This window comes from Pseudomonas sp. Z3-6, from assembly GCF_051131985.1.
Taxonomy (GTDB): domain Bacteria; phylum Pseudomonadota; class Gammaproteobacteria; order Pseudomonadales; family Pseudomonadaceae; genus Aquipseudomonas; species Aquipseudomonas zanjanensis.
In genome coordinates this window covers 3,192,724-3,218,018 of the sequence record NZ_CP071644.1, presented here as the reverse complement: position 1 = coordinate 3,218,018, position 25,295 = coordinate 3,192,724, and the positions used below count along the sequence as shown (strand labels likewise).

25 protein-coding genes are annotated in these 25,295 nt (G+C 63.7%); 14 read left to right on the top strand and 11 right to left on the bottom strand.

Features of this window, described 5'->3' with window-relative positions:
* Positions 1-6 precede the first annotated feature (6 nt).
* The 7 genes from J3P88_RS14535 (at position 7) to J3P88_RS14505 (ending at position 5,412) form a co-directional block, all read left to right on the top strand.
* Entirely contained in the window at positions 7-657 is a 651-nt protein-coding gene (locus J3P88_RS14535; RefSeq protein WP_186704939.1) for an amino acid ABC transporter permease, read from the top strand.
* Positions 650-1,372 (top strand): amino acid ABC transporter ATP-binding protein, encoded by a 723-nt coding sequence (locus J3P88_RS14530; RefSeq protein WP_092172955.1) that lies wholly within the window; start codon positions 650-652, stop codon positions 1,370-1,372. The genes J3P88_RS14535 and J3P88_RS14530 overlap by 8 nt, the downstream gene beginning before the upstream one ends.
* A gap of 156 nt (positions 1,373-1,528) precedes the next feature.
* Entirely contained in the window at positions 1,529-2,557 is a 1,029-nt protein-coding gene (locus J3P88_RS14525; protein ID WP_434576074.1) for a trans-3-hydroxy-L-proline dehydratase, read from the top strand.
* Positions 2,558-2,768: 211 nt separating this feature from the next.
* Entirely contained in the window at positions 2,769-3,686 is a 918-nt protein-coding gene (locus tag J3P88_RS14520; RefSeq protein ID WP_434576072.1) for a dihydrodipicolinate synthase family protein, read from the top strand.
* 290 nt (positions 3,687-3,976) lie between these two features.
* The gene (locus J3P88_RS14515; RefSeq protein ID WP_434576070.1) at positions 3,977-4,531 is read left to right on the top strand and encodes a DinB family protein; all 555 of its coding nucleotides are present in this window, start codon (positions 3,977-3,979) and stop codon (positions 4,529-4,531) included.
* A gap of 27 nt (positions 4,532-4,558) precedes the next feature.
* Positions 4,559-4,909: a DUF6152 family protein gene (locus tag J3P88_RS14510; protein WP_186704935.1), complete on the top strand. Its 351-nt coding sequence runs from the start codon at positions 4,559-4,561 to the stop codon at positions 4,907-4,909.
* The gene (locus J3P88_RS14505; protein WP_434576068.1) at positions 4,909-5,412 is read left to right on the top strand and encodes a DUF6644 family protein; all 504 of its coding nucleotides are present in this window, start codon (positions 4,909-4,911) and stop codon (positions 5,410-5,412) included. Before J3P88_RS14510 ends, J3P88_RS14505 begins: the two co-directional genes overlap by 1 nt.
* Before the next feature lie 64 nt (positions 5,413-5,476).
* On the opposite strand, the gene J3P88_RS14500 is transcribed toward J3P88_RS14505, so the two are convergent.
* The 5 genes from J3P88_RS14500 to J3P88_RS14480 all read right to left on the bottom strand — a co-directional run bounded on the left by J3P88_RS14500 (position 5,477) and on the right by J3P88_RS14480 (position 10,841).
* Positions 5,477-6,541: a 2,3-butanediol dehydrogenase gene (locus tag J3P88_RS14500; RefSeq protein ID WP_434576464.1), complete on the bottom strand. Its 1,065-nt coding sequence runs from the start codon at positions 6,539-6,541 to the stop codon at positions 5,477-5,479.
* Between the two features lie 83 nt (positions 6,542-6,624).
* Positions 6,625-7,737 (bottom strand): acetoin dehydrogenase dihydrolipoyllysine-residue acetyltransferase subunit, encoded by a 1,113-nt coding sequence (locus J3P88_RS14495; RefSeq protein WP_434576066.1) that lies wholly within the window; start codon positions 7,735-7,737, stop codon positions 6,625-6,627.
* Complete coding sequence (locus J3P88_RS14490) at positions 7,737-8,753, bottom strand: alpha-ketoacid dehydrogenase subunit beta (RefSeq protein WP_186704933.1); 1,017 nt, start codon at positions 8,751-8,753, stop codon at positions 7,737-7,739. The genes J3P88_RS14495 and J3P88_RS14490 overlap by 1 nt, the downstream gene beginning before the upstream one ends.
* Before the next feature lie 34 nt (positions 8,754-8,787).
* On the bottom strand, positions 8,788-9,765 hold the full coding sequence (locus tag J3P88_RS14485; protein ID WP_053119650.1) for a thiamine pyrophosphate-dependent dehydrogenase E1 component subunit alpha: 978 nt from the start codon (positions 9,763-9,765) through the stop codon (positions 8,788-8,790).
* Between the two features lie 2 nt (positions 9,766-9,767).
* Positions 9,768-10,841 (bottom strand): ATP-NAD kinase family protein, encoded by a 1,074-nt coding sequence (locus J3P88_RS14480; RefSeq protein WP_411387409.1) that lies wholly within the window; start codon positions 10,839-10,841, stop codon positions 9,768-9,770.
* Between the two features lie 340 nt (positions 10,842-11,181).
* On the opposite strand from J3P88_RS14480, the gene J3P88_RS14475 reads away from it, so the two are divergent.
* Positions 11,182-13,047, top strand: coding sequence for a sigma-54-dependent Fis family transcriptional regulator (locus J3P88_RS14475; RefSeq protein ID WP_434576063.1), 1,866 nt, complete (start codon positions 11,182-11,184; stop codon positions 13,045-13,047).
* Between the two features lie 4 nt (positions 13,048-13,051).
* On the opposite strand, the gene J3P88_RS14470 is transcribed toward J3P88_RS14475, so the two are convergent.
* The 3 genes from J3P88_RS14470 to J3P88_RS14460 all read right to left on the bottom strand — a co-directional run bounded on the left by J3P88_RS14470 (position 13,052) and on the right by J3P88_RS14460 (position 15,365).
* Positions 13,052-13,381: a hypothetical protein gene (locus J3P88_RS14470; protein WP_053119980.1), complete on the bottom strand. Its 330-nt coding sequence runs from the start codon at positions 13,379-13,381 to the stop codon at positions 13,052-13,054.
* A gap of 330 nt (positions 13,382-13,711) precedes the next feature.
* On the bottom strand, positions 13,712-14,932 hold the full coding sequence (locus tag J3P88_RS14465) for a cytochrome c biogenesis protein DipZ (protein WP_434576061.1): 1,221 nt from the start codon (positions 14,930-14,932) through the stop codon (positions 13,712-13,714).
* Positions 14,933-15,101: 169 nt separating this feature from the next.
* Positions 15,102-15,365, bottom strand: coding sequence for a DUF2790 domain-containing protein (locus J3P88_RS14460; protein WP_186728570.1), 264 nt, complete (start codon positions 15,363-15,365; stop codon positions 15,102-15,104).
* 224 nt (positions 15,366-15,589) lie between these two features.
* Here J3P88_RS14460 and J3P88_RS14455 point away from each other — a divergent pair, with 224 nt between their 5' ends.
* From J3P88_RS14455 to J3P88_RS14440, 4 genes are all read left to right on the top strand, one after another.
* Positions 15,590-16,330: a response regulator gene (locus J3P88_RS14455; protein ID WP_003202589.1), complete on the top strand. Its 741-nt coding sequence runs from the start codon at positions 15,590-15,592 to the stop codon at positions 16,328-16,330.
* Positions 16,327-17,637 carry an ATP-binding protein gene (locus J3P88_RS14450; protein ID WP_411387406.1) on the top strand — a complete coding sequence of 437 codons (1,311 nt, stop codon included), beginning with the start codon at positions 16,327-16,329 and terminating at the stop codon, positions 17,635-17,637. The genes J3P88_RS14455 and J3P88_RS14450 overlap by 4 nt, the downstream gene beginning before the upstream one ends.
* 1,113 nt (positions 17,638-18,750) lie before the next feature.
* Positions 18,751-19,386, top strand: a complete 636-nt coding sequence (locus J3P88_RS14445; RefSeq protein ID WP_207965207.1) for a ferric reductase-like transmembrane domain-containing protein — start codon at positions 18,751-18,753, stop codon at positions 19,384-19,386.
* Positions 19,387-19,403: 17 nt separating this feature from the next.
* On the top strand, positions 19,404-19,910 hold the full coding sequence (locus J3P88_RS14440) for an HvfX family Cu-binding RiPP maturation protein (RefSeq protein WP_434576060.1): 507 nt from the start codon (positions 19,404-19,406) through the stop codon (positions 19,908-19,910).
* 152 nt (positions 19,911-20,062) lie between these two features.
* Here the strand turns inward: J3P88_RS14440 and J3P88_RS14435 are convergent, their stop codons facing one another.
* The 3 genes from J3P88_RS14435 to J3P88_RS14425 form a co-directional block, all read right to left on the bottom strand.
* Positions 20,063-20,812 (bottom strand): HvfC family RiPP maturation protein, encoded by a 750-nt coding sequence (locus J3P88_RS14435; protein WP_434576058.1) that lies wholly within the window; start codon positions 20,810-20,812, stop codon positions 20,063-20,065.
* Positions 20,805-21,650, bottom strand: coding sequence for an HvfB family MNIO-type RiPP peptide maturase (locus tag J3P88_RS14430; RefSeq protein ID WP_434576056.1), 846 nt, complete (start codon positions 21,648-21,650; stop codon positions 20,805-20,807). The genes J3P88_RS14435 and J3P88_RS14430 overlap by 8 nt, the downstream gene beginning before the upstream one ends.
* A gap of 249 nt (positions 21,651-21,899) precedes the next feature.
* Positions 21,900-22,286 (bottom strand): HvfA family oxazolone/thioamide-modified RiPP metallophore, encoded by a 387-nt coding sequence (locus J3P88_RS14425; protein ID WP_072404447.1) that lies wholly within the window; start codon positions 22,284-22,286, stop codon positions 21,900-21,902.
* 428 nt (positions 22,287-22,714) lie between these two features.
* On the opposite strand from J3P88_RS14425, the gene J3P88_RS14420 reads away from it, so the two are divergent.
* Both J3P88_RS14420 and J3P88_RS14415 read left to right on the top strand, forming a co-directional pair.
* Positions 22,715-24,514, top strand: a complete 1,800-nt coding sequence (locus tag J3P88_RS14420; RefSeq protein WP_186704922.1) for a thiamine pyrophosphate-requiring protein — start codon at positions 22,715-22,717, stop codon at positions 24,512-24,514.
* A gap of 11 nt (positions 24,515-24,525) precedes the next feature.
* On the top strand, positions 24,526-25,206 hold the full coding sequence (locus J3P88_RS14415) for a DUF2238 domain-containing protein (RefSeq protein WP_434576053.1): 681 nt from the start codon (positions 24,526-24,528) through the stop codon (positions 25,204-25,206).
* Positions 25,207-25,295 lie beyond the last annotated feature (89 nt).

The window sequence follows — 25,295 nt, the reverse complement described above, 5'->3', positions numbered from 1 at the left end:
CGGGTCATGTTTTCTACAAGCCTTACCGTTAACGACGTGTTGTATCTGCTTGAGGGTGCTTGGGTCACAGTGCAATTGACCGCGTGGTCGATCCTGCTGGGCACCTTCGCCGGGTTGCTGTTCGGCCTGTTGCGGGCGCTGTTGCCCCGGGCCAGCCTGCCGCTGGCCTGGCTGCTGGACGTGTTTCGCAGCGTGCCGCTGCTGATCCAGTTCGTGTTGTTCAACTCCCTCAAGAGCATCGTCGGCCTGAACCTCAGCGCGTTTGCCGTCGGCTGCATTGTCCTGGGGATCTACGCCGCCGCGTACTTCACCGAGATCGTCCGCGGTGGCGTGCTGGCGGTGCCGTTGAGCACCCGCCGGGCCAGCCGATCGCTGGGCCTGAGCTATGGGCAGGACCTGCGCTTCATCGTCCTGCCGATTGCCACGCGGGTGGCGTTTCCCGGCTGGCTGAACCTCGTGCTCGGTGTGATGAAGGACACTGCCCTGGTGATGTGGATCGGCATCGTCGAATTGCTGCGGGCCTCGCAAACCATCGTCACGCGCATTCAGGAACCCCTGCTGGTGCTGTGCATCGCGGGCCTCATTTACTACGTCATGAGCCTGGTGGTCGCCCGCCTCGGCGCACGCCTGGAAAGAAGGTGGCAGGAAAATGATTGAGATCGAGAACGTGCACAAGTCCTTCGGTGACCTGGAAGTGGTCAAGGGTGTGAGCCTGACCGTGGACAAGGGTGAAGTGGTGTCGATCATCGGCGGTTCCGGCTCTGGCAAGTCGACCCTGCTGATGTGCATCAACGGCCTGGAGCCGATCCAGAAAGGCAGCATCCGCGTGGACGGCATCGAGGTCCATGACCGCGCCACCGACCTCAATCGCTTGCGGCAAAAGATCGGCATCGTCTTCCAGCAATGGAACGCCTTTCCCCACCTCACCGTGCTGGAAAACGTGATGCTGGCACCGCGCAAGGTGTTGGGCAAAAGCAAACAGGACGCCGAGGCCCTGGCGGTGAAACAGCTTGAGCACGTGGGCCTGGGGGACAAACTCAAGGCCTTCCCCGGCAAGCTTTCCGGCGGCCAGCAACAGCGCATGGCCATCGCCCGGGCATTGGCGATGTCGCCGGACTACATGCTCTTCGACGAAGCCACCTCGGCGCTGGACCCGCAACTGGTGGGCGAAGTGCTGGACACCATGCGCATGCTCGCCGAGGACGGCATGACCATGGTGCTGGTGACCCACGAGATCCGCTTCGCCCGGGACGTGTCCGACCGCGTGGCGTTTTTTTGCAATGGCCGGGTCCATGAGATCGGGCCGCCGGACCAGGTGATTGGCAATCCGGTGCAGCCGGAGACGGCGGCGTTCCTCAAGTCGGTGAAATAGCGGATGGCCCCTTCGCGAGCAGGCTCGCTCCCACATGGGTTTTGTGTATGCCACCTCTCCTATGGGAATGGCCTGCTATCAGTGTCCACCACAGAACCCTGTGGGAGCGAGCCTGCTCGCGATGAGGCCCTACAAGACAACACAAGGATTTGATCCATGCGCTCATCCAGAATCATCCATGTCATCAGCTGCCACGCCGAAGGCGAAGTCGGCGATGTGATCGTCGGCGGTGTCGCGCCGCCCCCCGGCGCCACGGTGTGGGAGCAGTCACGCTGGATCGCCCAGGACCAGACCCTGCGCAACTTCGTCCTCAACGAGCCCCGCGGCGGGGTGTTCCGCCACGTCAACCTGCTGGTGCCGGCCAAGGACCCGCGGGCGCAAATGGCCTGGATCATCATGGAACCGGCCGACACGCCGCCGATGTCCGGTTCCAACTCGCTGTGCGTCGCCACCGTGTTGCTGGACAGCGGCATCCTGCCAATGACCGAACCCCAGACCCGCCTGGTGCTGGAAGCCCCGGGCGGCCTGATCGAAGCCGTGGCCGACTGCCGCGACGGCAAGGTGCAACGGGTCGAGATCAAGAACGTACCCTCCTTCGCCGACCGCCTCGATGCCTGGATCGAAGTCGAGGGCCTGGGTTCGTTGCAAGTGGACACCGCCTACGGCGGCGACAGCTTTGTCATCGTCGATGCCCAGCGCCTGGGTTTTGCCATCCGCCCCGATGAAGCCGCCGAACTGGTGGCCGTGGGCTTGAAGATCACCCGCGCCGCCAATGAACAACTGGGCTTCGTGCACCCGCTGAACCCCGACTGGTCGCACATCTCGTTCTGCCAGATCGCCGCACCCATTGTCCGTGAGGACGGCATCGCCACGGGCGCCAACGCCGTGGTGATCCAGCCCGGCAAGATCGACCGCTCCCCCACCGGCACCGGCTGCTCGGCGCGCATGGCGGTGTTGCAGGCCAAGGGCTTGATGCAGGTAGGCGAGCGTTTTATCGGCCGCTCGATCATCGGTTCCGAATTCCATTGCCGTATCGACTCACTGACCGAGGTGGCCGGACGCCCGGCTATTTACCCGTGCATCGCCGGACGAGCGTGGATCACCGGGACCCATCAGTTGCTGCTCGACCCGGCCGATCCGTGGCCCCAGGGCTACCGGCTTTCGGACACCTGGCCCGGAGCATGACTTCTTGAGCGTTGCACATCCCCCTGTGGCGAGGGAGCTTGCTCCCGCTGGGGCGCGAAGCGGCCCTCTGGATTTGCCTGACACACCGAGTTGCCAGGTAGTCATTGGGGCCGCTTCGCAGCCCAGCGGGAGCAAGCTCCCTCGCCACAAAAGCTCTGTAATCGACTCAACTCTATCTACGTATATGAAATACCATAACCGGAGACAACCCATGAGCAAACGCATCAACTGGAGCGGCGTCTTCCCTGCCGTCACCACCCAATTCAACGATGACTTTTCCATCAACCTGGAAAAAACCCACCAAGTGATTTCCAACGTCATTCGCGATGGCGTTTCCGGCCTGGTGGTCTGCGGGTCGGTGGGGGAAAACACCTCCCTGAGCGCCGAGGAAAAAATCGCCGTGACCGAAGTCGCGGTGGACGCCTCCCAGGGCCGGGTGCCGGTGATTTGCGGCGTGGCCGAGTTCACCAGCGTGCAGGCCGCCAAGGTTGCCAACGCGGTGCGCAAGGTCGGTGTCGACGGGGTGATGCTGATGCCGGCGCTGGTCTACGGCTCCAAGCCCTTCGAGACCGCCGAGCATTTCCGCTACGTGGCCCGCCATGCCGACGTACCGCTGATGGTCTACAACAACCCGCCGATCTACAAGAATGACGTGACGCCGGACATTTTGATTTCCCTGGCCGATTGCGACAACGTCGTGTGTTTCAAGGACTCCTCCGGCGACACCCGGCGCTTCATCGACGTGCGCAATGAAGTCGGCGATCGCTTCGTGCTGTTCGCCGGTCTCGACGACGTGGTGCTGGAAAGCCTTGCCGTGGGCGCCGAAGGTTGGGTTTCGGGCATGTCCAACGTGTTCCCCCAGGAAGGCGAGACCATTTTCCGCCTGGCCCGCGCCGGACGGTTCGCCGAAGCGATGCCGATCTACGAATGGCTGATGCCGATCCTGCACCTGGACGCCCAGGCCGACCTGGTGCAATGCATCAAACTGTGCGAAGCCATCGCCGGCCGCGGCAGCGCCCTCACCCGCCCACCGCGCCTGGCCCTGCCGGACGCGGACCGGGTGTATGTGGAGCAGATCATGGCCAAGGCCCTGGCCAATCGGCCGGTGTTGCCGGATGTGGGGCTTTAAGGCCTGACCTACCCCGCAAGGCATCTGAGGATCCCCCTGTGGGAGCGGGCTTGCTCGCGAAAGCGGTTTATCTGACATGGCTATGCTGGATGTACCGCCGTCTTCGCGAGCAAGCTCGCTCCCACAGGGACTTGTGGTGAATACACAATAGTGAGCTCATGCGACTCAACCTGTGGGAGCGGGCTTGCTCGCGAAAGCGGTCTATCTGACATGGCTATGCTGGATGTACCGCCGTCTTCGCGAGCAAGCCCGCTCCCACAGAGTTTGTGGCGGATGATAGGGAGGTTCCCATGAACTATTTCCTGGCCCAGGCCCTGAACAATCGATGGGCCAACCACAGGCTGCTCGGCGCCTGCGCGCAGTTGAGCGAGGCCGACTACGCGGCGCCGCGCACGGGATTCTTCCCGTCCATCCAAGCCACGCTCTGCCACATCCTGGAAGTGGACCGCTATTACCTCACCGCCCTGGAAGGCGACCGTGACGGCCAGATCAAGGACTTCTCCGAGACCCTGGCCTTTACCCAACTGATGCACAACCAGACCCAGACCGACCAGCGGCTGGTGGCGTTCTGCGAAGCCCTGCGAGAGAAAGACCTGGCCCGCTCCGTCGACCTGGTACGAGCCGACGGCCAAGTGCGTGAACGAATCGACCGGCTGCTGTTGCACCTGTTCGAGCATCAGATCCATCATCGTGGACAGGTCCACGGCATGCTCAGCGCCACCCACGTCGCGCCGCCACAACTCGATGAGTTTTTTCTCGACTGCGACCGGCCGTTTCGCACCGACGAGGAACAACTGCTTCAATTGGATGAACGGCGGGTCTGGCGCGAATACCTGCCAGATTGATCCGCCCCCCTCAAAGGAGACCTTGCCATGAATTTCATTCTTCGTAGCATCGGTTTGGCATTGATGCTGATCACCACGGCGGCCCTTGCCCACCACGGCTGGAGCGAATACGACGCCAGCAATCCCCTGACGCTCGACGGCACGATAAAGGAAGCCGGTTATTCCCATCCCCATGGCTACGTGCGCCTGCAAACCACCGACAAAACCTGGACCGTCGTGCTGGCCCCGCCGTCCCGCATGGAGAATCGCGGGCTGGGCAAGGACATGCTCAAAGCAGGTAACAGTGCCACCGTGGTCGGCTATGCAAACCGCAACAAACCCGACGAATTGCGCGCCGAACGCATCACCATCAACGGCAAGACCACCGAGTTGCGCTGATGCAGGCCTCCCCGGCAGGCGCGCCCCAAGGCTGGATGGACCAGTTGGGCGATTCGTCCCTGGCGTTGGCCATGCGCAGCGAGCTGTGGTTCTATCCGCTGGTGGAAGTGGTGCACATCATCGGCTTTTCGATATTGGTGGGCGCGGTGGTGATGTTCGACCTGCGCGTCCTCGGGCTGTCCAAGGGCATCGCCGTGACCGCCCTGGCCCGCCACTTGCTGCCCTGGGCGATTGCGGCCCTGCTGCTGATCGTGCCTGCGGGGTTGCTGATGTTCAGTGCTCATCCCCATGACTTTGCCGGCAACAACGTCTTCATCCTCAAGCTGTACCTGATCGCGGCAGCGGGCCTTAACGCCCTGCTGTTCCACGTTGGCACCTACCGCTCCGTCCAGCAATGGAACACCGGCCATAAGGCACCCGGCCTGGCCAAGGCCCAGGCATTGGTCTCCATCGTCCTATGGATCGTGGTCATACTCTGCGGCCGCCTGCTGGCCTACACCTGAACCACACCTGAAAAAGAAGCGATGGCCATTGCCGGCCATCGCCAAATCGCCCACCCGGGCGCCCTCAGATCCGTGCGGGAGACACGATGATCTTCACGTTGTGCTCCTTGTTGTTGACCAACTCCTCGAAGCCCTGCCCGACGATCTCTTCCAACTGGATGCGCCCCGTCACCAGCGGCGAGATGTCCAGGCGTCCGTCGGCAATGAAGGCAATCACGTCGGCGAACTCACCGTTGTAGGCCAGCGCGCCCAGCACTTGCTTCTCCGTGGAGACCAGCTCAAAGAAGTTGAACTCGCTCGGTTCCTCGAAAATCCCCACCAACACGCACTTGCCGGCCTTGCGGATCAGGTCGATGGCCAGCTTGGCGGTGTGCTTGTTGCCGATGCACTCGAAGCTGACATCGGCCCCCAGGCCAGCGGTCAGGCGACGGACTTCGGCCAAGGCGTCGCACTCGTTCGGATCGATCACATGGCTGGCCCCGACTTCCAGGGCCTTGGCCTTGCGTGCACCGGACATTTCCAAGGCAATCACCTGGGCTGCGCCAGCCGCCTTGGCGCACATGATCGTGCACAAACCGATGGTCCCGGCGCCCACCACCACAACGTTCTGGCCCAGCAGGCTGCCGGCCTTTTTCACCGCATGCATGCCCACCGCCAGTGGCTCGATCAACGCACCAGCCTCGGCGGGGAAATCGGCCGGTAGTTTGTAGAGCAGGTTCGCCGGGACGTTGACCAGCTCCGCGAACGCACCGTTGTTCATCAACCCGGTGAACGCCAGGTTTTCGCAAATGTTGTAGAGCCCATGGGTGCAGTAGTAGCAAGTGCCGCAGTGCTGGCAGGCGTCCGCCGCCACCGGCTCGCCGACACTGAAACCTTCGACGCCTGCACCCAGTTCGATGATCTCACCGCAGAACTCATGGCCAAGGATGCACTGGCCTTTGATCCCGGTCAGCGGGTGTGGCGCGTCCACCGGGATGAACACCGGCCCGGCCACGTACTCGTGCAGGTCGGAGCCGCAGATGCCGCACCATTGCACGCGGATCTGCACCCAACCGGCGGGGGGCGAAACCGGCAGTGGCACGTCTTCGACGCGGATGTCGTTGCGGCCATGCCAGACGGCGGCGCGCATGCTGCGGGTCGGCTTGATAGAAACGTTCATAGCGTTGCCTCCAGAATTTTTATAGGGCGACGATGCAAGCGCCGCCCGCTTGGTCAGTGCTGTCCGACGAACTCAAGAACCAATCGATTGACCTGCTCGGCCGCTTCCATCTGCACCATGTGGCCTTGGCCCGCCAGCACCTCGACCCGCGCTGATAACCCTTCGGCGTGAGACGCCGGGATGATTGCGTCGTCGCTGCCCCAGATCACCAGGGTCGGCACGTGGCCGGCCTGCACCACTTCCCGCAGGTCCGCCTGCTGGCGACCGTCGGCGAACAACGTCGCTGACAATTGCTGCAGCGCCGCGTCCACACCTTCCAGGCGCTTGTACTTGAGCATGTCGTCGAGCATCTGGCGGTTGACCAGCTCGGCATTGGAGAACAGTTGCACCAGTTGCGGCTTGAGGGCGTTGCGGTTGGCCGCTTCGACGAACCCTTGCAGGTAGCTGCCGTTGATCTGCGCACCCAGGCCGGCACTGCCGATCAAGGTCAGGGAGCGTATCCGCTGGGGCATCAGGCGCGCAGCGTTCAGCGATACTGCCCCGCCCATGGAATGTCCCACCAGGTGCACGGCGTTGATGTCCAGGTGATCGAGCAAGGCCAGCACCACGCCGCTCAGCTCGTCCAAATCGCCGCGTTGCAGGGTCTTCGACGATTCGCCGTGGCCCGGCAGGTCCAGGGCAATGACCCGTCGCCCGGCCGCCAGGGCTTCATGGTTGAACAGCCAGTTGTTCAAGTCGCCGCCAAAACCGTGCACCAGCACCAGCGGCGTACCGCCCTCGCCTCGCTCGAAATAGCGGATCACCCGGCCGTCCAACTCGACTTTCTGCGGTTTCGGACCACTGTCCTCATCAGCCGCGTCGCCGGGCACGAAGTTGGATTGGAACTGCTCGATGACCGCGTCGATCTCGGCGTCGCTGGCCTCGCCTTCGACGACGATGCCGAGCAAGGCGCCGACCGCCAGGGTTTCGTCCTGGCGGGCGATCTGCCGGCGCAGGATGCCGGAAAACGGCGCCTCGACGCTGCTGGAAATCTTGTCCGTCTCGACGTCCATCACTTCCTCGCCCTTGGTGATGGCCTGCCCCTCTTCCTTGAGCCAGGCATCGACCCGGCCCTCGGTCATCGACAGGCCCCACTTGGGCATGGTCAGGGTAAAAATCTGGCTCATCAGCGCTTGCTCCACTCGATCACGTTGAGCACGGCTTGTTCGATTTTCGCCGCGTCAGGGATGTACAGGTCTTCCAGGGCATCGGAGAACGGCACCGGCGTATGGGGCGCGGTGACCATTTCGATCGGGGCCTTGAGTGCGCCAAAGGCTTTTTGCGCCACCAGCGCCGAGATGTCGGTGGCCATGGAACAGCGTGGGTTGGCCTCGTCGATCACCACCAGGCGCCCGGTCTTCTCGACACTTTCCAGGATGCTGTCCTCGTCCAGCGGGCTGGTGGTACGCAGGTCGATCACTTCACAGTCGATGCCGCGCCCGGCCAGGTTGCGCGCCGCGTCCATCGCGGTGTTGACCAGCCGCCCGTAGGACACCAGGGTGATGTCCTTGCCGTCGCGCAGGAAGTTGGCCTCGCCGAACGGTACGGTGTAGAGCTCTTCCGGCACTTCGCCCTGCATGCTGTAGAGCAACTTGTGCTCGCAGAAGATCACCGGGTCGTTGTCGCGGATCGCCTGGATCAGCAGGCCCTTGGCGTCGTAGGGCGATGATGGGCAGACCACTTTCAACCCCGGGATGTGCGTCCACAACGACGTGAGCATCTGTGAATGCTGGGCGGCGGCGCGCAGGCCGGCGCCGACCATGGTGCGGATCACCAGGGGTGTGGAGGCCTTGCCGCCGAACATGTAGCGAAACTTCGCCGCCTGGTTGAGGATCTGGTCCAGGCAGCACCCGGCAAAGTCGACGAACATCAGTTCGCACACCGGGCGCACGCCGCAGGTGGCAGCACCGACCGCCGCGCCGACGTAACCGATTTCCGACAGTGGCGTGTCCAGCACGCGCCCGGGAAACTGGTCGTAAAGGCCCTTGGTCACCCCAAGTACGCCGCCCCAGGCGTCGTTTTCACCGGGGGCGCCGGCGCCACCGGCCACATCCTCCCCCATGATGAACACGCTGGCGTCGCGGCGCATTTCCTGGGCCAGGGCTTCGTTGATTGCCTGCTGATAGCTGATTTTTCTCGCCATGATGAATTTCTCTGTTCTTGTTTTAGGAGGGCGTTCAGGGATAGCTGACGTAGACGTCGGTCAGCAGGTCCGCTGCAGAGGGCTTGGGATCGGACTTGGCCTTGTACACGGCGTTTTCGATCAGCAGGTCCACTTCCTTGTCGATCTGGTCCAACTGCTCGACGGTGAGCAAACCGGCCCGGGTGGTGCGTTCGCGGAACTGCATCAGGCAGTCCTGGTTTTCGCGGAAATGCTTGACCTCGTCCGGTGCGCGATAGGTCTGGGCGTCGCCTTCGAAGTGGCCGTAGTAGCGGGTCAGCTTGACCTCGATCAGCGACGGTCCTTCCCCGGCACGGGCGCGCTCGACGGCGGCACCGGCGGCTTCATGCACGGCGAAGAAGTCGAAGCCGTCCACCGTCACGCCGGGCATGCCGAAGCCGGCGGCGCGGTCGGCGATGTGATCGCAGGCCACCGACCAATTGGAAGCAGTGGCCTCGGCGTAGCCGTTGTTTTCGGCGATGAACAGGCACGGCAAGTTCCACACCGAGGCCATGTTCATGGCTTCGAACACCGCGCCCTCGTTGGAGCCGCCGTCGCCGAAAAACACCACGGCGACGCTGTCGGTGCCCTTGAGCCGGGCCGCCAAAGCCGCGCCGACCACCAGTGGCGCACCGGCGCCAACGATGCCGTTGGCACCGAGCATGCCTTTCTCGAAATCGGCGATGTGCATCGAGCCGCCCTTGCCTTGGCAGACGCCGGTTTTCTTGCCATAGATCTCGGCCATCATTCCGTAGACGTCCACGCCCTTGGCGATGCAATGGCCGTGGCCACGGTGGTTGGACGCGATGCAATCGTCATCGCCCAGGTGGGCCATGACGCCGGCGGCCGACGCTTCTTCGCCGGCATACAAGTGGACGAAACCGGGGATCTCGCCGGTGGCGAACTCTACGTGCAGGCGCTCTTCAAAGGCGCGGATGGTGCGCATCACCTGGTAGGCGTGCAGCAGTTGATCGTGGGTGAGCGGTGTCGACATTTTTATTCTCCTGGGGTGTCTTCTTGAAGATTCAGAGGGTGTTGCGGGTGCTCGCGGCCGATGGCCAACAAGCGTTGTTGCGCGGCGTAGGCCAGCACCGCGTTGACGTCGATGCTCAGCGGACCGCCGGCATCGAGGGTGACCGTGGGCCGGTCGTGGGCGTTGAATTCGATTTCCCGTTCGCCATCCAGGGCCAAGGTGCCGCTGGACAGCGACAAGCCATGGGCGACGCCGGGTTCCAAAGGGCCGGCGGCGAGCACCCCACAGCCTTGCAACAGGCCCGGGGCGAGCGGCACCAGCAGCGCTTCGGGGGATTGCGGGTCCAGGCGCATCCAGGCCCCGCCCGGTGCCTGGCGGGACACCGGGAACCACAAGCCGCACAACGCCGACAGGCCAATGGATTGCGGTTCGGCGAAGGTCACGAACACTTCGGCCAGGTCTTGGGCCCGGCTGATGGCCCGGGCGCCGACAAAACGCAGCGGCGACACGGCAACGTCCACCAGGGCGACTTCGCGCAAGCCACGTCCGGCGTCGCAGACCAGCAAGCGCTTGTTGCGGCGCAAACCGATCGCGTCCGGGATCCGGCCGCTGGCGTACAACCCACCGGCCAGCCCGGCACTGGTGGCCTCGCGCAGCTCGGGAAAGGCGTTGTTGGTGCCGGTGGACAGGGTCAGCAACGGGATGTCGCCGACTTCGGCGGCCACCGCCTTGTGGGTGCCATCGCCGCCGAGCACGGCGATCAGCGCCACCTCGCGCTCGGCCATCAAGCGCGCGGCCCGGCGGGTGTCTTCGACGGTCTGGCGCAGGGTCAGGTCGAGGAATTCCAGGGCCGGCCAGTGGCTGCTGCGGGCCTGGCGGCTATGGCTGTTCTTCAGCACGGCGGCGGCCATGCCGATCATGTCGGTGGGCATCAACACCTGTTCGATGCCGGTGGCGCCGAACGCGGCCAGCAGGCGCTGGATCACCGAAACCTTGTCGGTACTGGAAAACAGCCCGGCGTTGGCGGTCAGGCGCCGCACGTCGCGGCCCGAGGCGGGGTTGGCGATGATGCCCACGGTCAGGGGTCGGCGGCTCATGGCGCCACCGTGGACGGTGCGGGCAAACGGCCTGGGCAGGAAGACATAGACACCTCGTTGTTATTATTGGAGGCCCGTCGGGCGGGCTCCAGGGACAGAGCAAGGGCGGTGCCAGTTGAGGGAAAAACCTACAAGAAGGCCGAACCAGAGCGGTCCCGAGGTGATTGACGAAGCAGCGGACCGAGCCCCGGTGAGACGCCCCATGTCAGCCTGCACGAGGTTGCGGCGAGACACTGAGACGTGGCGTCTCACGCCACCCGGACAACCCGTCGAGCTTGTCTGCACCCGGCGAACGGCGCTTAATGTGCGCACAACGACAAGAAGCTGAATCGGAGGCCCCATGCTTTCCGCTCACTCCCGGGCGCACGTGGATTGCGTCAGCCGCGTGGTGAAAAACGCGAGCCAATTGCCACAATTGCCCGTCCCGGACCTGATCCTCGACTCCTGGCGCCGTTCCCTGGAGCAACATCACCTGGACCCGGGTTCGCTGCAGGGCCCGCGCATCCTCTCCCAGGACGTGCTCAAGCAATGCCGCGAGCGCTCCGAGCTGTTCCTCAACATCGCCAGCGAAGAAGTGGCCCGCCTCCATGGCCGGGTACGCGACGCCGACTATTGCGTACTGCTGACCGATGCCCAGGGCCAGACCATCGACTACCGGGTGGAAACCTCGATCCGCAATGACTGCCGCAAGGCCGGGCTGTACCTGGGCACCTGTTGGTCGGAGGGCGAAGAAGGCACGTGTGGCGTGGCGGCGGTGCTCACGGCCAAGGCCCCGGTGACCGTGCACAAGCGCGACCATTTCCGCGCGGCGTTCATTGGCCTGACCTGTTCCGCCGCGCCGGTCTTCGACCCCCAGGGTGAATTGCTCGGGGTGCTGGACGTCTCGGCGGTGCGCTCGCCGGATGATCGCCGCTCGCAGCACCTGATCCGGCAAATGGTGGTGCAGAGCGCCCGGGAGATCGAACAGGCGTTTTTCATGAGCAGCGCCCAGGGCTATTGGGTGCTGCGGGCCCATCGCAACCCTGGCTACGTCGACAGCCAGCCGGACTTCCTGTTCGCCTGGGATGACGACGGTTGCCTGCAAGCCTTGAACCCGGCTGCCCGCCAGTACCTGCTGCAACAGTACGGGCAGGTGCCGCAACACATCGGCCAGGTGTTCGAGCAGCAACGGCTGCACCGTGCCCGGGACGAAAGCCTCTGCTTGCTCGATCACGCCCTGCACGGACGCTTGAGCGCGCCTCGCCAGCGGGCCGTTTCACGTTCGCGGGTGGCGATGACCCCGTTGGAAATCGATCCACGCCTGGCCGACAGCCTGCGCCTGGCGGTGCGGGTCAAGGATCGCAACCTGCCGGTGCTGATCCAGGGCGAAACCGGTGCCGGCAAGGAAGTCTTCGCTCGCCAGTTGCACCAGGCCAGCCAGCGCCGCGAGCGCCCTTTCGTGGCGCTGAACTGCGCGGCCATTCCCGAAAGCCTGATCGAAAGCGAATTGTTCGGCTACGTCGCCGGGGCGTTCACCGGCGCCTCGGCCAAAGGCATGCAGGGCCTGTTGCAACAGGCCGATGGCGGCACCTTGTTCCTGGATGAGATCGGCGACATGCCGCTGGCCTTGCAGACCCGTCTGCTGCGGGTACTGGCCGAGGGTGAAGTGGCGCCGCTGGGCGCATCCCGCCGCAAGGCCGTCGACATTCAGGTGATCTGCGCCACCCACCGCGACCTGGAGACGCTGGTGGCCGCCGGCGAGTTTCGCGAGGATTTGTATTTCCGCCTCGGCGGTGCGCGTTTCCAGCTACCGCCGTTACGTGACCGCAGCGACCGGCTCGCGCTGATCAATCGGATTCTTGCCGAGGAGTCCGCGCTGTGCGGGGGAACCGTGCAGTTGAGCGGCGCTGCCCTGGAATCCCTGCTCGGCTATCACTGGCCGGGCAATGTCCGCCAGTTACGCCATGTGCTGCGCTATGCCTGCGCGGTGTGCGAAGCCAGCGTGATCCAGCTCAGCCATCTGCCCGAGTCGTTGCACTGCACTCATGCCGTCGATCAGGGGCCGGAGCCAAGCGCCAGCCCGGAACGCCAGGCGTTGCTCGATGCCTTGGTGCGCCACCGCTGGAAACCCACCGCCGCCGCCCGGGCCCTGGGCATTTCCCGGGCGACCCTGTATCGACGGGTACACCAGCACGGCATCGAGATGCCAGGCCGCAGCCCCGCCTGAGCACCTAGCGGCGCGCCAGCTCATGACGGACACATTGCTCGTAGTAGGTCTGCTTGACCGCCGCGGGTTTGAGACGCGAAGCGCTGTTGTAGGTCTGCTCGGTAATGCCCAGGGCGGTCATGCGCATCCAGGGCCGGGGAAACTTGCGCACCTGCAGCTTCTTGCGTGCGCCGTACAGGCTGACGCCAGAGAGCTTTGACGCCTGCGCCCCCGCCGCGATGTCCGAACCCCAGCGGCACACTGACTGCTGGTTCTGCGTCAGCGCCCTGGCCTGGGCCTCGAGCGAGACGGCGGCCAAGAGAAACGTCGCTACGACCCACATAGAAATACGCATAGGTTTGTCGCCCAACTTTCTGAAAGGAAAGAAGTTTGCCTCTCTGCAGATGAGCAAGGGGCCAGTATTTGCAGGCCATTATCGAATCCGCATGCAACCCACTGTGGCGAGGGAGCTTGCTCCCGCTGGGCCGCGCAGCGGCCCCCCTGTATTTGCCTGACACACCGAGTCTGTCATGGCTTTTTTGGGGCCGCTTCGCAGCCCAGCGGGAGCAAGCTCCCTCGCCACGGGGACGGCTTGCCTTCGCCATCTGCGACATTCGTCCACAAGTGACGCGCCAAACTAGAAACAAGCAGAAGAAATTATCTCAATCAATTGAAATTAAAGAGTTTAGTTAACAATCCGGCTAGCCTTCGCCTCCTCCAACAACTGCTGGATCACCTGCTCCTGCTCGCCATAACGCCCTTCGCCAAAATGGCTGTAGCGCACCTGCCCCTTGGCATCGATGAAGTAATGGGCCGGCCAGTATTGATTGTTGAAGGCGCGCCAGATCGCGTACTGATTGTCGATCGCCACCGGATAGTGGATGTCCAGCTTGCGCACCTGCTCGCGGACGTTGTCGATGATCTTCTCGTAGCCGTATTCCGGGGTGTGGACACCGATCACCACCAGCCCATCCTTTTCATACTTTTTCGCCCAGTCGTTCACATAGGGCAAGGTGTGCTGGCAGTTGATGCAGTCGTAGGTCCAGAAGTCCACCAGCACCACCTTGCCCCGCAGCGACTCGCTGCTCAGCGGCGGCGAGTTCAGCCATTGCACCGCGCCGTCCAGCGCAGGCATTGCGCCCTGGGCGTCGAGGGTCGGCATGGCACTGGCGCCGGCCTTGCTCACCACGTAGTCGATGGCCTTGGGCACGTTCTCCAGCAGGCTTTTTTCCAGGCTGGTGGACTGTTGGGAGGAAGTCGCCGCCAACAAGCGGTCATCCGCCCCAGTGCCGATCGCCACGGCCGCCAGTAACACCGCCAGCCCCGTGCCACGGCGCAGCCAGGTGGTCATCGGCAGCGAGAGCTTCAGGCGCCCGACCAGACCACGCCCGGCCAGGATCAGCGTGCCCAGGGACAAGGCACTGCCCAGGCCGTAAGCGAGCAGCAACAGGCTGGTTTGCGCGCTGGCGCCTTGCAGCATGGCGCCGGTCAGGATCACCCCGAGTATGGGCCCGGCGCACGGAGCCCAGAGCAACCCGGTTGCAACGCCGATCAGCACCGAGCCCACCGGCCCGGCCATCCGCCCGGCCCCAGCGTCCAGGCGATTGCCCAAGTTGACCAGCGGCCGCGCCAGCCAGATACCAACCCGGCTGAAGATCAACGACAGGGCGAACACCCCCATCACTACCAACGCGACTTGCCGACCGACGCTGCTGGCGCGCACCACCCATTCGCTGCTGACCACCGCCAGGCTGGAGACCAGGGCGAACGTCAATACCATGCCGCCGAGGGTCAGCAGCACCGAGCTGCGGGAGCGATTGGCCCGGGCGAACAGAAACGGCACCACCGGAAGAATGCAGGGGCTGAGGATCGTCAGGATCCCGCCGAGAAAAGCGATCAAAAGCATGGCAACACCTCAAAATAAAAGGCCTACATAGCCCCTGTGGCGAGGGAGCTTGCTCCCGCTGGGCTGCGCAGCAGCCCCCCGTATTTGCCTGACACACCGAGTTTGTCACGGCTTTTTTGGGGCCGCTTCGCAGCCCAGCGGGAGCAAGCTCCCTCGCCACAAAAGCAGGTCAGTTCTGGTTGCTGCAGTGATCGGAAAACTTGCGGTAGTCCAGCGCCTGCTGGTGGCCTGCCGAATCCAGGTAGGTCATGTGGGCGTTGACCACGCCGCAGGTCGGCTCGGTGTCTTCGGTGAGGGAAAGCACCTTCTGGATGTCCAGGTGGCTGCCGTAGGTGTAGGTGTGCGGTTGCACGTTGCTTTCGGCCCGGGCCGACAGGGTGCAAATGTTCAGCGCGGCAAAAAGGCAGGCGGCGTAGACGGCTTTGGTGTTCATGGCGATTCCTCGATTCAATGGGGTTTTATCTGCCGAGGCCTGTTGTGTGCCTCGATGGATGCCATTGAATGCCCCGCAGGTATCGCGTCTGTATCGAGCCCGGTGGCTTTTTGCATCGCTGTGTATCCGTCAGGCGCCAGATACACTGCAATACAAACCGCCGCGAGCCGGGCTGGCCGGGGCCTGTAGACTGCTCACAACGAAACGCCGAGGAGCGGGACACCATGGATCATGTCGATCACGTGCTGATAGTGGATGACGATCGCGAGATCAGAGAGCTGGTTGGCAACTACCTGAAGAAGAATGGCCTGCGCACTACCGTTGTCGCCGATGGCCGGCAGATGCGCGCCTTCCTGGAAACCACCCCGGTGGACCTGATCGTGCTGGACATCATGATGCCCGGCGATGACGGCCTGGTGCTGTGCCGGGAACTGCGTGCCGGCAAGCACAAGGCCACGCCGGTGCTGATGCTCACCGCCCGCAACGACGAAACCGACCGCATCATCGGCCTCGAAATGGGCGCCGACGATTACCTGGTCAAGCCTTTCGCCGCCCGTGAGCTGCTGGCGCGGATCAACGCCGTGCTGCGCCGTACCCGCATGTTGCCGCCCAATCTGGTGGTCACCGAAAGCGGTCGCCTGCTGGCGTTCGGACGCTGGCGCCTGGACACCACCGCCCGCCACCTGCTGGACACCGACGGCACCATGGTTGCCTTGAGCGGCGCCGAGTATCGGTTGTTGCGGGTGTTCCTCGATCATCCGCAACGGGTACTCAACCGCGACCAGTTGCTTAACCTCACCCAGGGCCGGGACGCCGACCTGTTCGATCGCTCCATCGATCTACTGGTCAGCCGCCTGCGCCAGCGCCTGCTGGACGACGCCCGGGAACCGGCCTACATCAAGACCGTGCGCAGCGAAGGCTACGTGTTCTCGCTGCCGGTGGAGATCCTCGAGGCGTCGGTATGAACCTGCCGCTTCGCTGGCCGCGGACCCTGGCCTCGAGGCTGTCGCTGATCTTCCTGATCGGCCTGATCCTGGCCCAGGGCCTGTCTTTCGGCGTCCAGTACTACGAGCGCTACCAGAGCGCCAAGTCGACCATGCTCGGCAACCTGGAGACCGACGTCTCGACCTCCGTGGCGATTCTCGACCGCCTGCCTGCCGCCGAACGCCAGGCCTGGCTGCCGAAACTCGCCCGGCGCAACTATGGCTATTTGCTCGACGAGGGCCAGCCCGGCCAACCGATGGACTTGGCCGACGCGCCGATCTCGGTCAGTTCGATCCAGGAAGCCATCGGCCAGGCCTATGGCCTGACCTTCAAGCAGATTCCCGGGCCGAACATGCATTACCAGGCGCACCTGCGCCTGGGGGACGGCAGCCCGCTGACCATCGACGTACGCCCGGCAATGGCGCCCCTCTCCCCTTGGCTGCCAATGGTGTTGCTGGGGCAGTTGGCCCTGTTGATCGGCTGCACCTGGCTGGCCGTGCGCATCGCCGTAGGTCCCTTGACCCGACTGGCCCAGGCGGTGGAAACCCTCGACCCGAACGCCCATAGCGTGCGCCTGGACGAAAAAGGCCCGACCGAAGTGGTGCATGCGGCCAAGGCCTTTAATGCCATGCAGGACCGGATCGCCGCCTACCTCAAGGAGCGCATGCAGTTGCTGGCGGCGATTTCCCATGATTTGCAGACCCCCATCACGCGCATGAAGCTGCGCGCCGAATTCATGGACGAAGGGATCGAAAGGGACAAATTGTGGAGCGACTTGAGCGAAATGGAGCACCTGGTGCGTGAAGGCGTGGCCTATGCCCGCAGCATCCACGGCGCCACCGAGGCCAGTTGCCGGATCAGCCTGGATGCGTTCCTCGACAGCCTGGTGTTCGACTACCAGGACACCGGCAAGGACGTACAACTGTCCGGGAAAAACGCCGCCGTCATCGACACCCGTCCCCATGCCCTGCGGCGGGTACTGATCAACCTGGTGGACAACGCCTTGAAATTCGGCGGCGCAGCGCAGATCCAGGTGCAACCGGCCGACAACGGGCAATTGGCGATCCAGGTACTGGACCGTGGCCCCGGGATCAGCGAGCAGGAACTGGCCGAAGTGCTCAAGCCGTTCTACCGGGTGGAAAGCTCGCGCAACCGGGAGACCGGCGGCACCGGCCTGGGCTTGGCCATCGCCCAGCAACTGGCGATCGCCATGGGTGGCTCACTGACCCTGAGCAACCGCGACGGCGGCGGGCTCTGCGCCGAATTGCGCCTGGCACTCACAAGCTGACACAACCCCTGTGGGAGCGGGCTCGCGAAAGCGGGGCATCAGCCAGCATCCATTCAACTGACCTGACGCCTTCGCGAGCAAGCCCGCTCCCACACTGTTCTGTGGCGTTGCAAATAGGGTGCCTTACCCAAACTCCCCCTGTGGGAGCGAGCCTGCTCGCGATAGCGGTGTGTCAGCCAGCATCATTCAACTGACTTGACGCCTTCGCGAGCAGGCTCGCTCCCACACTGTTCTGTGGCGTTGCAAATAGGGTGCCTTACCCAAACTCCCCCTGTGGGAGCGAGCTTGCTCGCGATAGCGGTGTGTCAGCCAGCATCATTCAACTGACCTGACGCCTTCGCGAGCAGGCTCGCTCCCACACTGTTCTGTAGCGCTGCAAATAGGGGTGCCTTACCCAAACTCCCCCTGTGGGAGCGAGCCTGCTCGCGATAGCGGTGTGTCAGCCAGCATCATTCAACTGACCTGACGCCTTCGCGAGCAGGCTCGCTCCCACACTGTTCTGTGGCGTTGCAAATAGGGTGCCTTACCCAAACTCCCCCTGTGGGAGCGAGCCTGCTCGCGATAGCGGTGTGTCAGCCAGCATCATTCAACTGACCTGACGCCTTCGCGAGCAGGCTCGCTCCCACACTGTTCTGTGGCGCTGCAAATAGGGATGCCTTACCCAAACTCCCCCTGTGGGAGCGAGCCTGCTCGCGATAGCGGTGTGTCAGCCAGCATCATTCAACTGACCTGACGCCTTCGCGAGCAGGCTCGCTCCCACACTGTTCTGTAGCGCTGCAAATAGGGGTGCCTTACCCAAACTCCCCCTGTGGGAGCGGGCTTGCTCGCGAAAGCGGTGTGTCAGCCAGCATCATTCAACTGACCTGACGCATTCGCGAGCAGGCTCGCTCCCACACTGTTCTGTGACGTTGCAAATAGGGATGCCTTACCCAAACTCCCCTGTGGGCTTGCTCGCGATAGCGGTTTGTATACCAGTGTGTCTGCGGATGATCGGCATACACGAACTTGCACAATGCTGCGCCGCGGACACACCCCGCTTACACCGGTTTGAAAGACTCCCTCGCAACCCCGGCACTATCTCGACCGGGCCCCCGACACCCAAGGAGCCTTCAAATGCCTACCCCTACCGCATCCCCCTTTCGTTACCAAGGCTGGTCGCTGTTCAGCCTGCTCGCCGCCCTGGTGCTGTTGATGACCGGGTTGATCCTGATACTCAACCCGGACCTGACCGAAGGCGTGCGCAGCGCCATTCGCGCCACGGCTCGTTCGTCGTTCATCCTGTTCCTGCTGGCCTTCACCGCCTCGGCATTCGCGGTGCTGGTGCCCTCGCCCCTGAGCCGGGCGCTGGTGCGTGAACGGCGCTTCATCGGACTGGCCTTTGCCTTTTCCCACCTGGTCCACGCCGTGCTGATTTACACCTACGGCCAGCTCAATACCGAGTTCTGGCCCGGCCGCACCACCCTCGGCAACGTGCCCGGCACCGTGGGGTATGTATTCATCCTGCTGCTGGCGCTGACCTCGTTCAAAAGCACCACGCGCCTGATCGGTTTCAAGGCCTGGAAGCGCCTGCATGTCACCGGCATGTGGGTGCTGGCGGCGATCTTTGCCTATTCCAACTTCAAACGCATCCCCATGAGCGACTGGTACGTGCTGCCCTTCGGCCTGATCTGCGCCGCCACCGCCGTCCGCCTGGTAGGCAAGCTGGCCCAGGCCACCCAGCGTCGCCAACGGCCGCAACACGCGGCTTGAGCCCAGGGAGATCGATCATGTACGCAAATACCTTGAAAACACTGCATACGCCGCTCGAGAACCTCGGGACATGGCTGGCGCCGCTGGGCCTGCGCCTGTTCCTGGCTTGGGAGTTCTTCGAATCCGGCATGGAGAAATGGAACGGCGCGAACTGGTTCGCCGAGATCCAGTCTGCCTTCCCGTTCCCGTTCAACCATGTGCCGGCCCAATGGAACTGGGAACTGGCGATGTGGGCCGAGCTGATCGGCGCCATCGCCCTGTTGATCGGCCTGGGTACCCGCTTCTGGGCCCTGGTGCTGATCGTCGTCACCGTGGTGGCGACCGCTGCCGTGCACTGGCCGGCGGACTGGTCGAGCTTGAGCGAACTGGCCCAGGGTTATGCGATTACCAACAAGGGACACGGCAACTTCAAGCTGCCGCTGATCTACCTGGTGGCCTTGCTGCCGTTGCTGTTGCAAGGGGCTGGGAAGTTGAGTGTGGATGCGGTGCTGAGGGCTGGCCTGCATCGCCGAAACAAGGCCTGACAAAAAACCTTGTGGGAGCGAGCTTGCTGTGGGAGCAAGGCTTGCCCGCGATACAGACGACTCGGTCAATCAGTCAGACCGAGGACGACCCATCGCGAGCAAGCTTTGCTCCCACAGCAGGCCCACACAGGGGTTAGCATTTCAATGGCAGATTACAACGCTACGCCAACAACCCCTTCCTCCTGCATCCGCCGCAACAGCGCCACGGCGTTGTCCATGAATTCTGCCGAATCCACCCCCGCCTCCCGCGCCAACGCCAGCAACTGCCCTCGCCCCGTCAACCCTGGATAGGCCTCGATGCGCTGCAAAAGTCGCCAGGCCAACGGGCTGAGTTCGGAGAAACGCACCTCGAAACCAGGCGTTCGCCGCACCAGCAGCAGCGTCGGTTGCGCCGGTGGTGCCGAGGGCTGATAACTCGGCGCCAGGCGATGCACCGGCCATTGGTACGCCAGCGGCCAGGCCAAGGGCGAGACTCGCAGCGGCGAGTCGAGCAAGGACGTCTCGTCATGGGACGGCAACGGCTCGGCCTCGGATTGCAGCAGCGCCATCTCGACCCACTCGTAGTGCGCCAGCTCCGCCACGAACGGCGGCCAGTCCGGCGAAGGATGGTCTGCAAGGTAGCCAACGAATTCCCCGGCGATTTCACCGAACTTGGGCGTGGTACAGCGATGTTCCCGCAGGAATCGGCGCACGCAGGCACGCCAAGGGTGCTGTCCCAGCAGGTTCACCAACACGGGAAAGGTGCCGCTGAGCAGCGCACGCATATTCTCGAAGATCAGGTCGCGATACACCTGGGCCCGCGCCGCGTCCATGCCGGACGGGATCGGGCAGTGATCCGGGTCGCGCAGGTAGCGGGTCAGCGCTTGTTGCTGCTGATGCAGCGTCTGCCGGGCCTCAGCCATGGGTCACCGCCTGCCAGGTGACGGCCTGGTGCTGTAACTGGCGAATCGTCTGCAGTTCGGCCACCAGGGCGGCGTAAGGCGGGAAGTTGAAGTCCCGTTCGAGCAAGGTCGGCTGTACGCCGAAACGTGCATAAGCCTCGGCCAGCAGCGCCCAGACCACCGGCTTGACGGGCGCGCCATGGCTGTCGATTTTCAGCGTGTCGGACTCGTCATAGTGCCCGGCCACATGCATCGCGACCACCCGCCCCGGCTCAAGACCCGCCAGGAATGCCTGGGGATCGAAGCCATGATTGACCGAGTTGACGTAGACGTTGTTGACGTCCAGCAACAGGTCGCAATCGGCTTCGCGCAACACCGCCCGGGTGAATTCCAGCTCGCTCATGTCCTGTTGGGGGGCGGCGTAATAAGAGACGTTTTCCACCGCCAGGCGGCGTCCCAGCACATCCTGGGCCTGACGGATCCGCGCCGCCACGTGATGCACCGCTTCTTCGGTGAAGGGCAGCGGCAAGAGGTCATACAAATGCCCCTCGTCGCCGCAGTAGCTCAAGTGCTCGCTGTACACCGGCACCTTGAAACGCTCGAGGAAAGCACGCACCTGGCCGAGAAACGCCAGGTCCAGCGGCACCGGCCCACCGAGGGACAACGACAGGCCGTGGCACGTCAACGGATAACGTTCGGCCAACGAATGCAAGGCGGCGCCATGGGGGCCGCCGATGCCGATCCAGTTTTCCGGAGCGACTTCAAGAAAGTCGAAATCCCCGGGCGGTGCCTGGCGCAGTTCAGCGAGCAAGGCCCGGCGCAGGCCAAGGCCTGCCGAGGGTTGGGGTAGATTCAACATGACACATCTCCTGGGGAAACGAGATGTGGTGAGCCTCATGAGACCATCAATCGCACGCCAGGAAGACGAACACCCGTGGCGAGGGAGCTTGCTCCCGCTGGGTCGCGCAGCGGCCCCAGCTTTTTGGGCCTGCTGCGCCCGAAGCGTCGGACCGGTCCAGCGGGAGCAAGCTCCCTCGCCACGGGGCCTTTGTTCGACGCCGCTTCAGTGGGCTGGCATCAAGGCATCAGGCTCACCACCGGGGGCGAATCAGGACTCGATAGCCGCCCCGCACTTGCCTTCGCCACATTTGCCTTCCGCGGTCTTCGCCTGGGCCGACAGGTATTGCTTGGCTTCCGGCAACGAGATACCGCCGTCGTGGTTGGCGTCGATCTTGTCGAACTCAGCGGCTCGTTCCGGTGCGGCGGCGATGAATTCGTCGCGCGAGACCTGGCCATCGTGGTTTTTATCGGTCTTGGCGAACTTGTCTTCGCCGCACTTGCCTTCGGCGGGTTTCTTCACCGTATCGGCGGCCGCCAGGGTGTAGCCCTGGGCCAGGTCGTTCATGGTCAAGGCCGAAGCCGCCGTGGAGAGACCCAGGCCACCGACCAAAGCCAGGCCAAGTGCAAGGGATGAATGACGGGAGAAGTTGAGCATGAGGTATTCCTCTGACGATTGACGATTAATCCGCCAGTCACCGGCACCGAGGCTCGGGGCCGGCTGGCTGGCGTAGTTAATCGGTGGTGTGTATCCGGCCTGTGTCGCCGGCCCGGTCCTTCGTCAAGCAGATGTATCCGGGCCTGCGCGGTACACACTGCGATACACGCCGTCCCTCATCGCGGGCAAGCCTTGCTCCCACAGGGATCAGCTGTGAACAGCGTATTTTGAGTTCGAGCATCAACCCTGTGGGAGCAAGGCTTGCCCGCGATGTCGTTCGTCCTGACATTGCCAGGCCCAAGGCTGACGCCGCGCGCCTGGCGTTGAAAAAATCGAAACCTTGGACGGCGTGCACCGGTCAAGTCCTGTATGAACGTCAACCGCTGCACGTCGCGCCGAGCGACCGCGGCCCGAAACGAGGGACAGACATGAGCATGACCGTCGGTGATTTCCTGGTGGAACGTCTTTATGAATGGGGGGTTCGCCGCATCTATGGCTATCCGGGCGATGGCATCAACGGCGTGTTTGGCGCCTTGAACCGCGCCCAGGGAAAAATCCGCTTCATCCAGGCGCGCCACGAGGAAATGGCCGCGTTCATGGCCTGCGCCCACGCCAAGTTCACCGGCGAACTGGGGGTCTGCATCGCCACTTCCGGACCCGGCGCGTCCCACTTGGTGACCGGCCTCTACGATGCCCGAATGGACCACATGCCGGTGCTCGCCATCAGCGGCCAGCAGGCCCGCGCCGCGCTGGGCGGGCATTACCAGCAGGAACTGGACCTGGTGAGCCTGTTCAAGGACGTGGCCGGGGCGTTCGTGCAGCAAGCCAGCGTACCCGCCCAGGTGCGTCACCTGCTCGACCGCGCCGTACGCACGGCGGTGGGCGAACGCCGGGTCACGGCGCTGATCCTGCCGAACGACCTCCAGGACATGGAATACACCGCGCCGCGCCACAAGCACGGGACCGTTCACTCCGGCGTCGGCTACCGCAAGCCCAGCGTCGTCCCCTACGAAGAGGACTTGCGCAAAGCCGCCGAGGTGCTCAATGCCGGCAAGAAAGTCGCCATCCTGGTCGGTGCCGGCGCGCTGCACGCCACCGACGAAGTCATCGCCATCGCAGAGAAACTCGGTGCCGGTGTGGCCAAGGCTTTGCTGGGCAAGGCCGCCGTGCCCGATGACCTGCCCTGGGTCACCGGCACCATCGGCCTGCTTGGCACCGAGCCCAGCGACAACCTGATGGCCGGCTGCGACACGCTGCTGATGATCGGCTCCGGCTTCCCCTATGCCGAGTTCCTGCCCCCTGAAGGCCAGGCCCGGGGCGTGCAGATCGACATTCAAGCGGACATGCTCAGCCTGCGGTATCCCATGGAAGTCAGCCTGCACGGCGACAGCGTCGATACCTTGCGCGCCCTGCTGCCGCTGATCGAAGAAAAAACCGACCGCACCTGGCGCAAGAAAATCGAGCATTGGCGGGAACGCTGGGAGCGCACGCTGGAAAAACGCGCCTTGGTAGCCGCCAAACCGATCAACCCGCAGCGAGTCACCTTCGAGCTGTCGCCGCGACTGCCAGAGCACGCCATCATCACCTGCGATTCCGGCTCCTGCGCCAATTGGTACGCCCGCGACCTGAAGATCCGGCGCGGCATGATGTGTTCGCTGTCGGGTGGCCTGGCGTCGATGGGCGCCGCCGTGCCCTACGCCATCGCGGCGAAGTTCTGCCATCCGCAGCGCCCAGTGATCGCCCTGGTAGGCGATGGCGCCATGCAGATGAACAACATGGCCGAGCTGATCACCGTCGCCAAATACTGGCGCACCTGGGCCAACGGCACCTGGATCTGTGCAGTGTTCAACAATCGGGACTTGAACCAGGTGACATGGGAACAACGGGTGATGGAGGGCGATCCAAAATTCGAAGCCTCCCAGGACATTCCCGACGTGCCCTACCACCTGTTCGCCGAATCCATTGGCTTGAAGGGCATCCTCGTGTTGCACGAAGACGACGTGGCCACGGCCTGGGAAACCGCGCTGGCGGCGGATCGTCCGGTGCTGATCGAATTTCGCACCGACCCCGACGTGCCGCCGCTACCGCCGCACATCAAGCTGGAACAGGCGAAGAAGTTTGCCTCGACCCTGCTCCAGGGCGACCCGAACGAGCGAGGCATCGTGGTGGAGACCGCCAAGCAGGTATTGAGCAGCCTGCTGCCGGGCCATCGCACGGATAAAGAGTGAGGCGTGACACGATGCCCACCGTTGAGCTGCATCGTCGCTATGAAAGGTCCCTGCTGCTGGCGTTCTGCGTGGTCTGGGGCTGGCTGGCCATCGCCCCCCTGAAACGCAGCGACTGGCTGGCGGAAAACCTGCTGGTGGTTGTGTTGCTGGTCGTGCTGGTGGCCGTTCATCGGCGATTCAGCTTTTCCCGGCTGTCCGCCACACTGCTGTTCGTGTTTCTCTGCATCCATGAAATCGGCGCCCACTACAGCTACGCCAAGGTGCCCTACAACCAGTGGTGGCAGGCCTTGACCGGGGGCCCTTCGCTGGACCAGCTCATGGGGTTCCAACGCAACCAATTCGATCGGCTGGTGCATTTCAGCTACGGCCTGCTGCTGGCCTATCCCCTGCGGGAGGTTTTGCTGCGGGTAATGCCCGCAAAGGGGTTCACGGGCTATTTGCTGGCCTGGAGCCTGATCCTCGCGTCGTCGGCCATTTACGAGATCATTGAATGGTTGGGCGGTGCCTATATCGGCGGCGATACCGCCAAGGCCTTTGTCGGCGCCCAACGGGACCCGTGGGATTCACAGAAGGACATGGCCTTGGCCGCGCTTGCCGCGTTCATCGCCCTGCTGGCCGCCGCCGGGGTCAGCTACCTGCGCCAACGGGACGTCGCCCTCCAATGGGCATCCCGCTTCAAGGCCCGCACATGACAACAACGCAGTCTGTCGGCTGCTTCGTTAACACGACTAAGTAAATCAGCCCACCCGCCGATACAAGACAGGTGCGGGTGAAATCGCTT

Excerpts from the sequence above, each read along its gene's own strand:
- J3P88_RS14495 (WP_434576066.1), bottom strand. The coding sequence starts at position 7,737 with ATGAGCCAGATTTTTACCCTGACCATGCCCAAGTGGGGCCTGTCGATG.
- J3P88_RS14455 (WP_003202589.1), top strand. The coding sequence starts at position 15,590 with ATGGATCATGTCGATCACGTGCTGATAGTGGATGACGATCGCGAGATC.
- J3P88_RS14470 (WP_053119980.1), bottom strand. The coding sequence starts at position 13,381 with ATGCGTATTTCTATGTGGGTCGTAGCGACGTTTCTCTTGGCCGCCGTC.
- J3P88_RS14425 (WP_072404447.1), bottom strand. The coding sequence starts at position 22,286 with ATGCTCAACTTCTCCCGTCATTCATCCCTTGCACTTGGCCTGGCTTTG.
- J3P88_RS14510 (WP_186704935.1), top strand. The coding sequence starts at position 4,559 with ATGAATTTCATTCTTCGTAGCATCGGTTTGGCATTGATGCTGATCACC.
- J3P88_RS14435 (WP_434576058.1), bottom strand. The coding sequence starts at position 20,812 with ATGGCTGAGGCCCGGCAGACGCTGCATCAGCAGCAACAAGCGCTGACC.
- J3P88_RS14525 (WP_434576074.1), top strand. The coding sequence starts at position 1,529 with ATGCGCTCATCCAGAATCATCCATGTCATCAGCTGCCACGCCGAAGGC.
- J3P88_RS14415 (WP_434576053.1), top strand. The coding sequence starts at position 24,526 with ATGCCCACCGTTGAGCTGCATCGTCGCTATGAAAGGTCCCTGCTGCTG.
- J3P88_RS14430 (WP_434576056.1), bottom strand. The coding sequence starts at position 21,650 with ATGTTGAATCTACCCCAACCCTCGGCAGGCCTTGGCCTGCGCCGGGCC.
- J3P88_RS14505 (WP_434576068.1), top strand. The coding sequence starts at position 4,909 with ATGCAGGCCTCCCCGGCAGGCGCGCCCCAAGGCTGGATGGACCAGTTG.
- J3P88_RS14440 (WP_434576060.1), top strand. The coding sequence starts at position 19,404 with ATGTACGCAAATACCTTGAAAACACTGCATACGCCGCTCGAGAACCTC.
- J3P88_RS14515 (WP_434576070.1), top strand. The coding sequence starts at position 3,977 with ATGAACTATTTCCTGGCCCAGGCCCTGAACAATCGATGGGCCAACCAC.
- J3P88_RS14490 (WP_186704933.1), bottom strand. The coding sequence starts at position 8,753 with ATGGCGAGAAAAATCAGCTATCAGCAGGCAATCAACGAAGCCCTGGCC.
- J3P88_RS14530 (WP_092172955.1), top strand. The coding sequence starts at position 650 with ATGATTGAGATCGAGAACGTGCACAAGTCCTTCGGTGACCTGGAAGTG.
- J3P88_RS14485 (WP_053119650.1), bottom strand. The coding sequence starts at position 9,765 with ATGTCGACACCGCTCACCCACGATCAACTGCTGCACGCCTACCAGGTG.
- J3P88_RS14465 (WP_434576061.1), bottom strand. The coding sequence starts at position 14,932 with ATGCTTTTGATCGCTTTTCTCGGCGGGATCCTGACGATCCTCAGCCCC.
- J3P88_RS14480 (WP_411387409.1), bottom strand. The coding sequence starts at position 10,841 with ATGAGCCGCCGACCCCTGACCGTGGGCATCATCGCCAACCCCGCCTCG.
- J3P88_RS14460 (WP_186728570.1), bottom strand. The coding sequence starts at position 15,365 with ATGAACACCAAAGCCGTCTACGCCGCCTGCCTTTTTGCCGCGCTGAAC.
- J3P88_RS14445 (WP_207965207.1), top strand. The coding sequence starts at position 18,751 with ATGCCTACCCCTACCGCATCCCCCTTTCGTTACCAAGGCTGGTCGCTG.
- J3P88_RS14450 (WP_411387406.1), top strand. The coding sequence starts at position 16,327 with ATGAACCTGCCGCTTCGCTGGCCGCGGACCCTGGCCTCGAGGCTGTCG.
- J3P88_RS14520 (WP_434576072.1), top strand. The coding sequence starts at position 2,769 with ATGAGCAAACGCATCAACTGGAGCGGCGTCTTCCCTGCCGTCACCACC.
- J3P88_RS14420 (WP_186704922.1), top strand. The coding sequence starts at position 22,715 with ATGAGCATGACCGTCGGTGATTTCCTGGTGGAACGTCTTTATGAATGG.
- J3P88_RS14500 (WP_434576464.1), bottom strand. The coding sequence starts at position 6,541 with ATGCGCGCCGCCGTCTGGCATGGCCGCAACGACATCCGCGTCGAAGAC.
- J3P88_RS14475 (WP_434576063.1), top strand. The coding sequence starts at position 11,182 with ATGCTTTCCGCTCACTCCCGGGCGCACGTGGATTGCGTCAGCCGCGTG.
- J3P88_RS14535 (WP_186704939.1), top strand. The coding sequence starts at position 7 with ATGTTTTCTACAAGCCTTACCGTTAACGACGTGTTGTATCTGCTTGAG.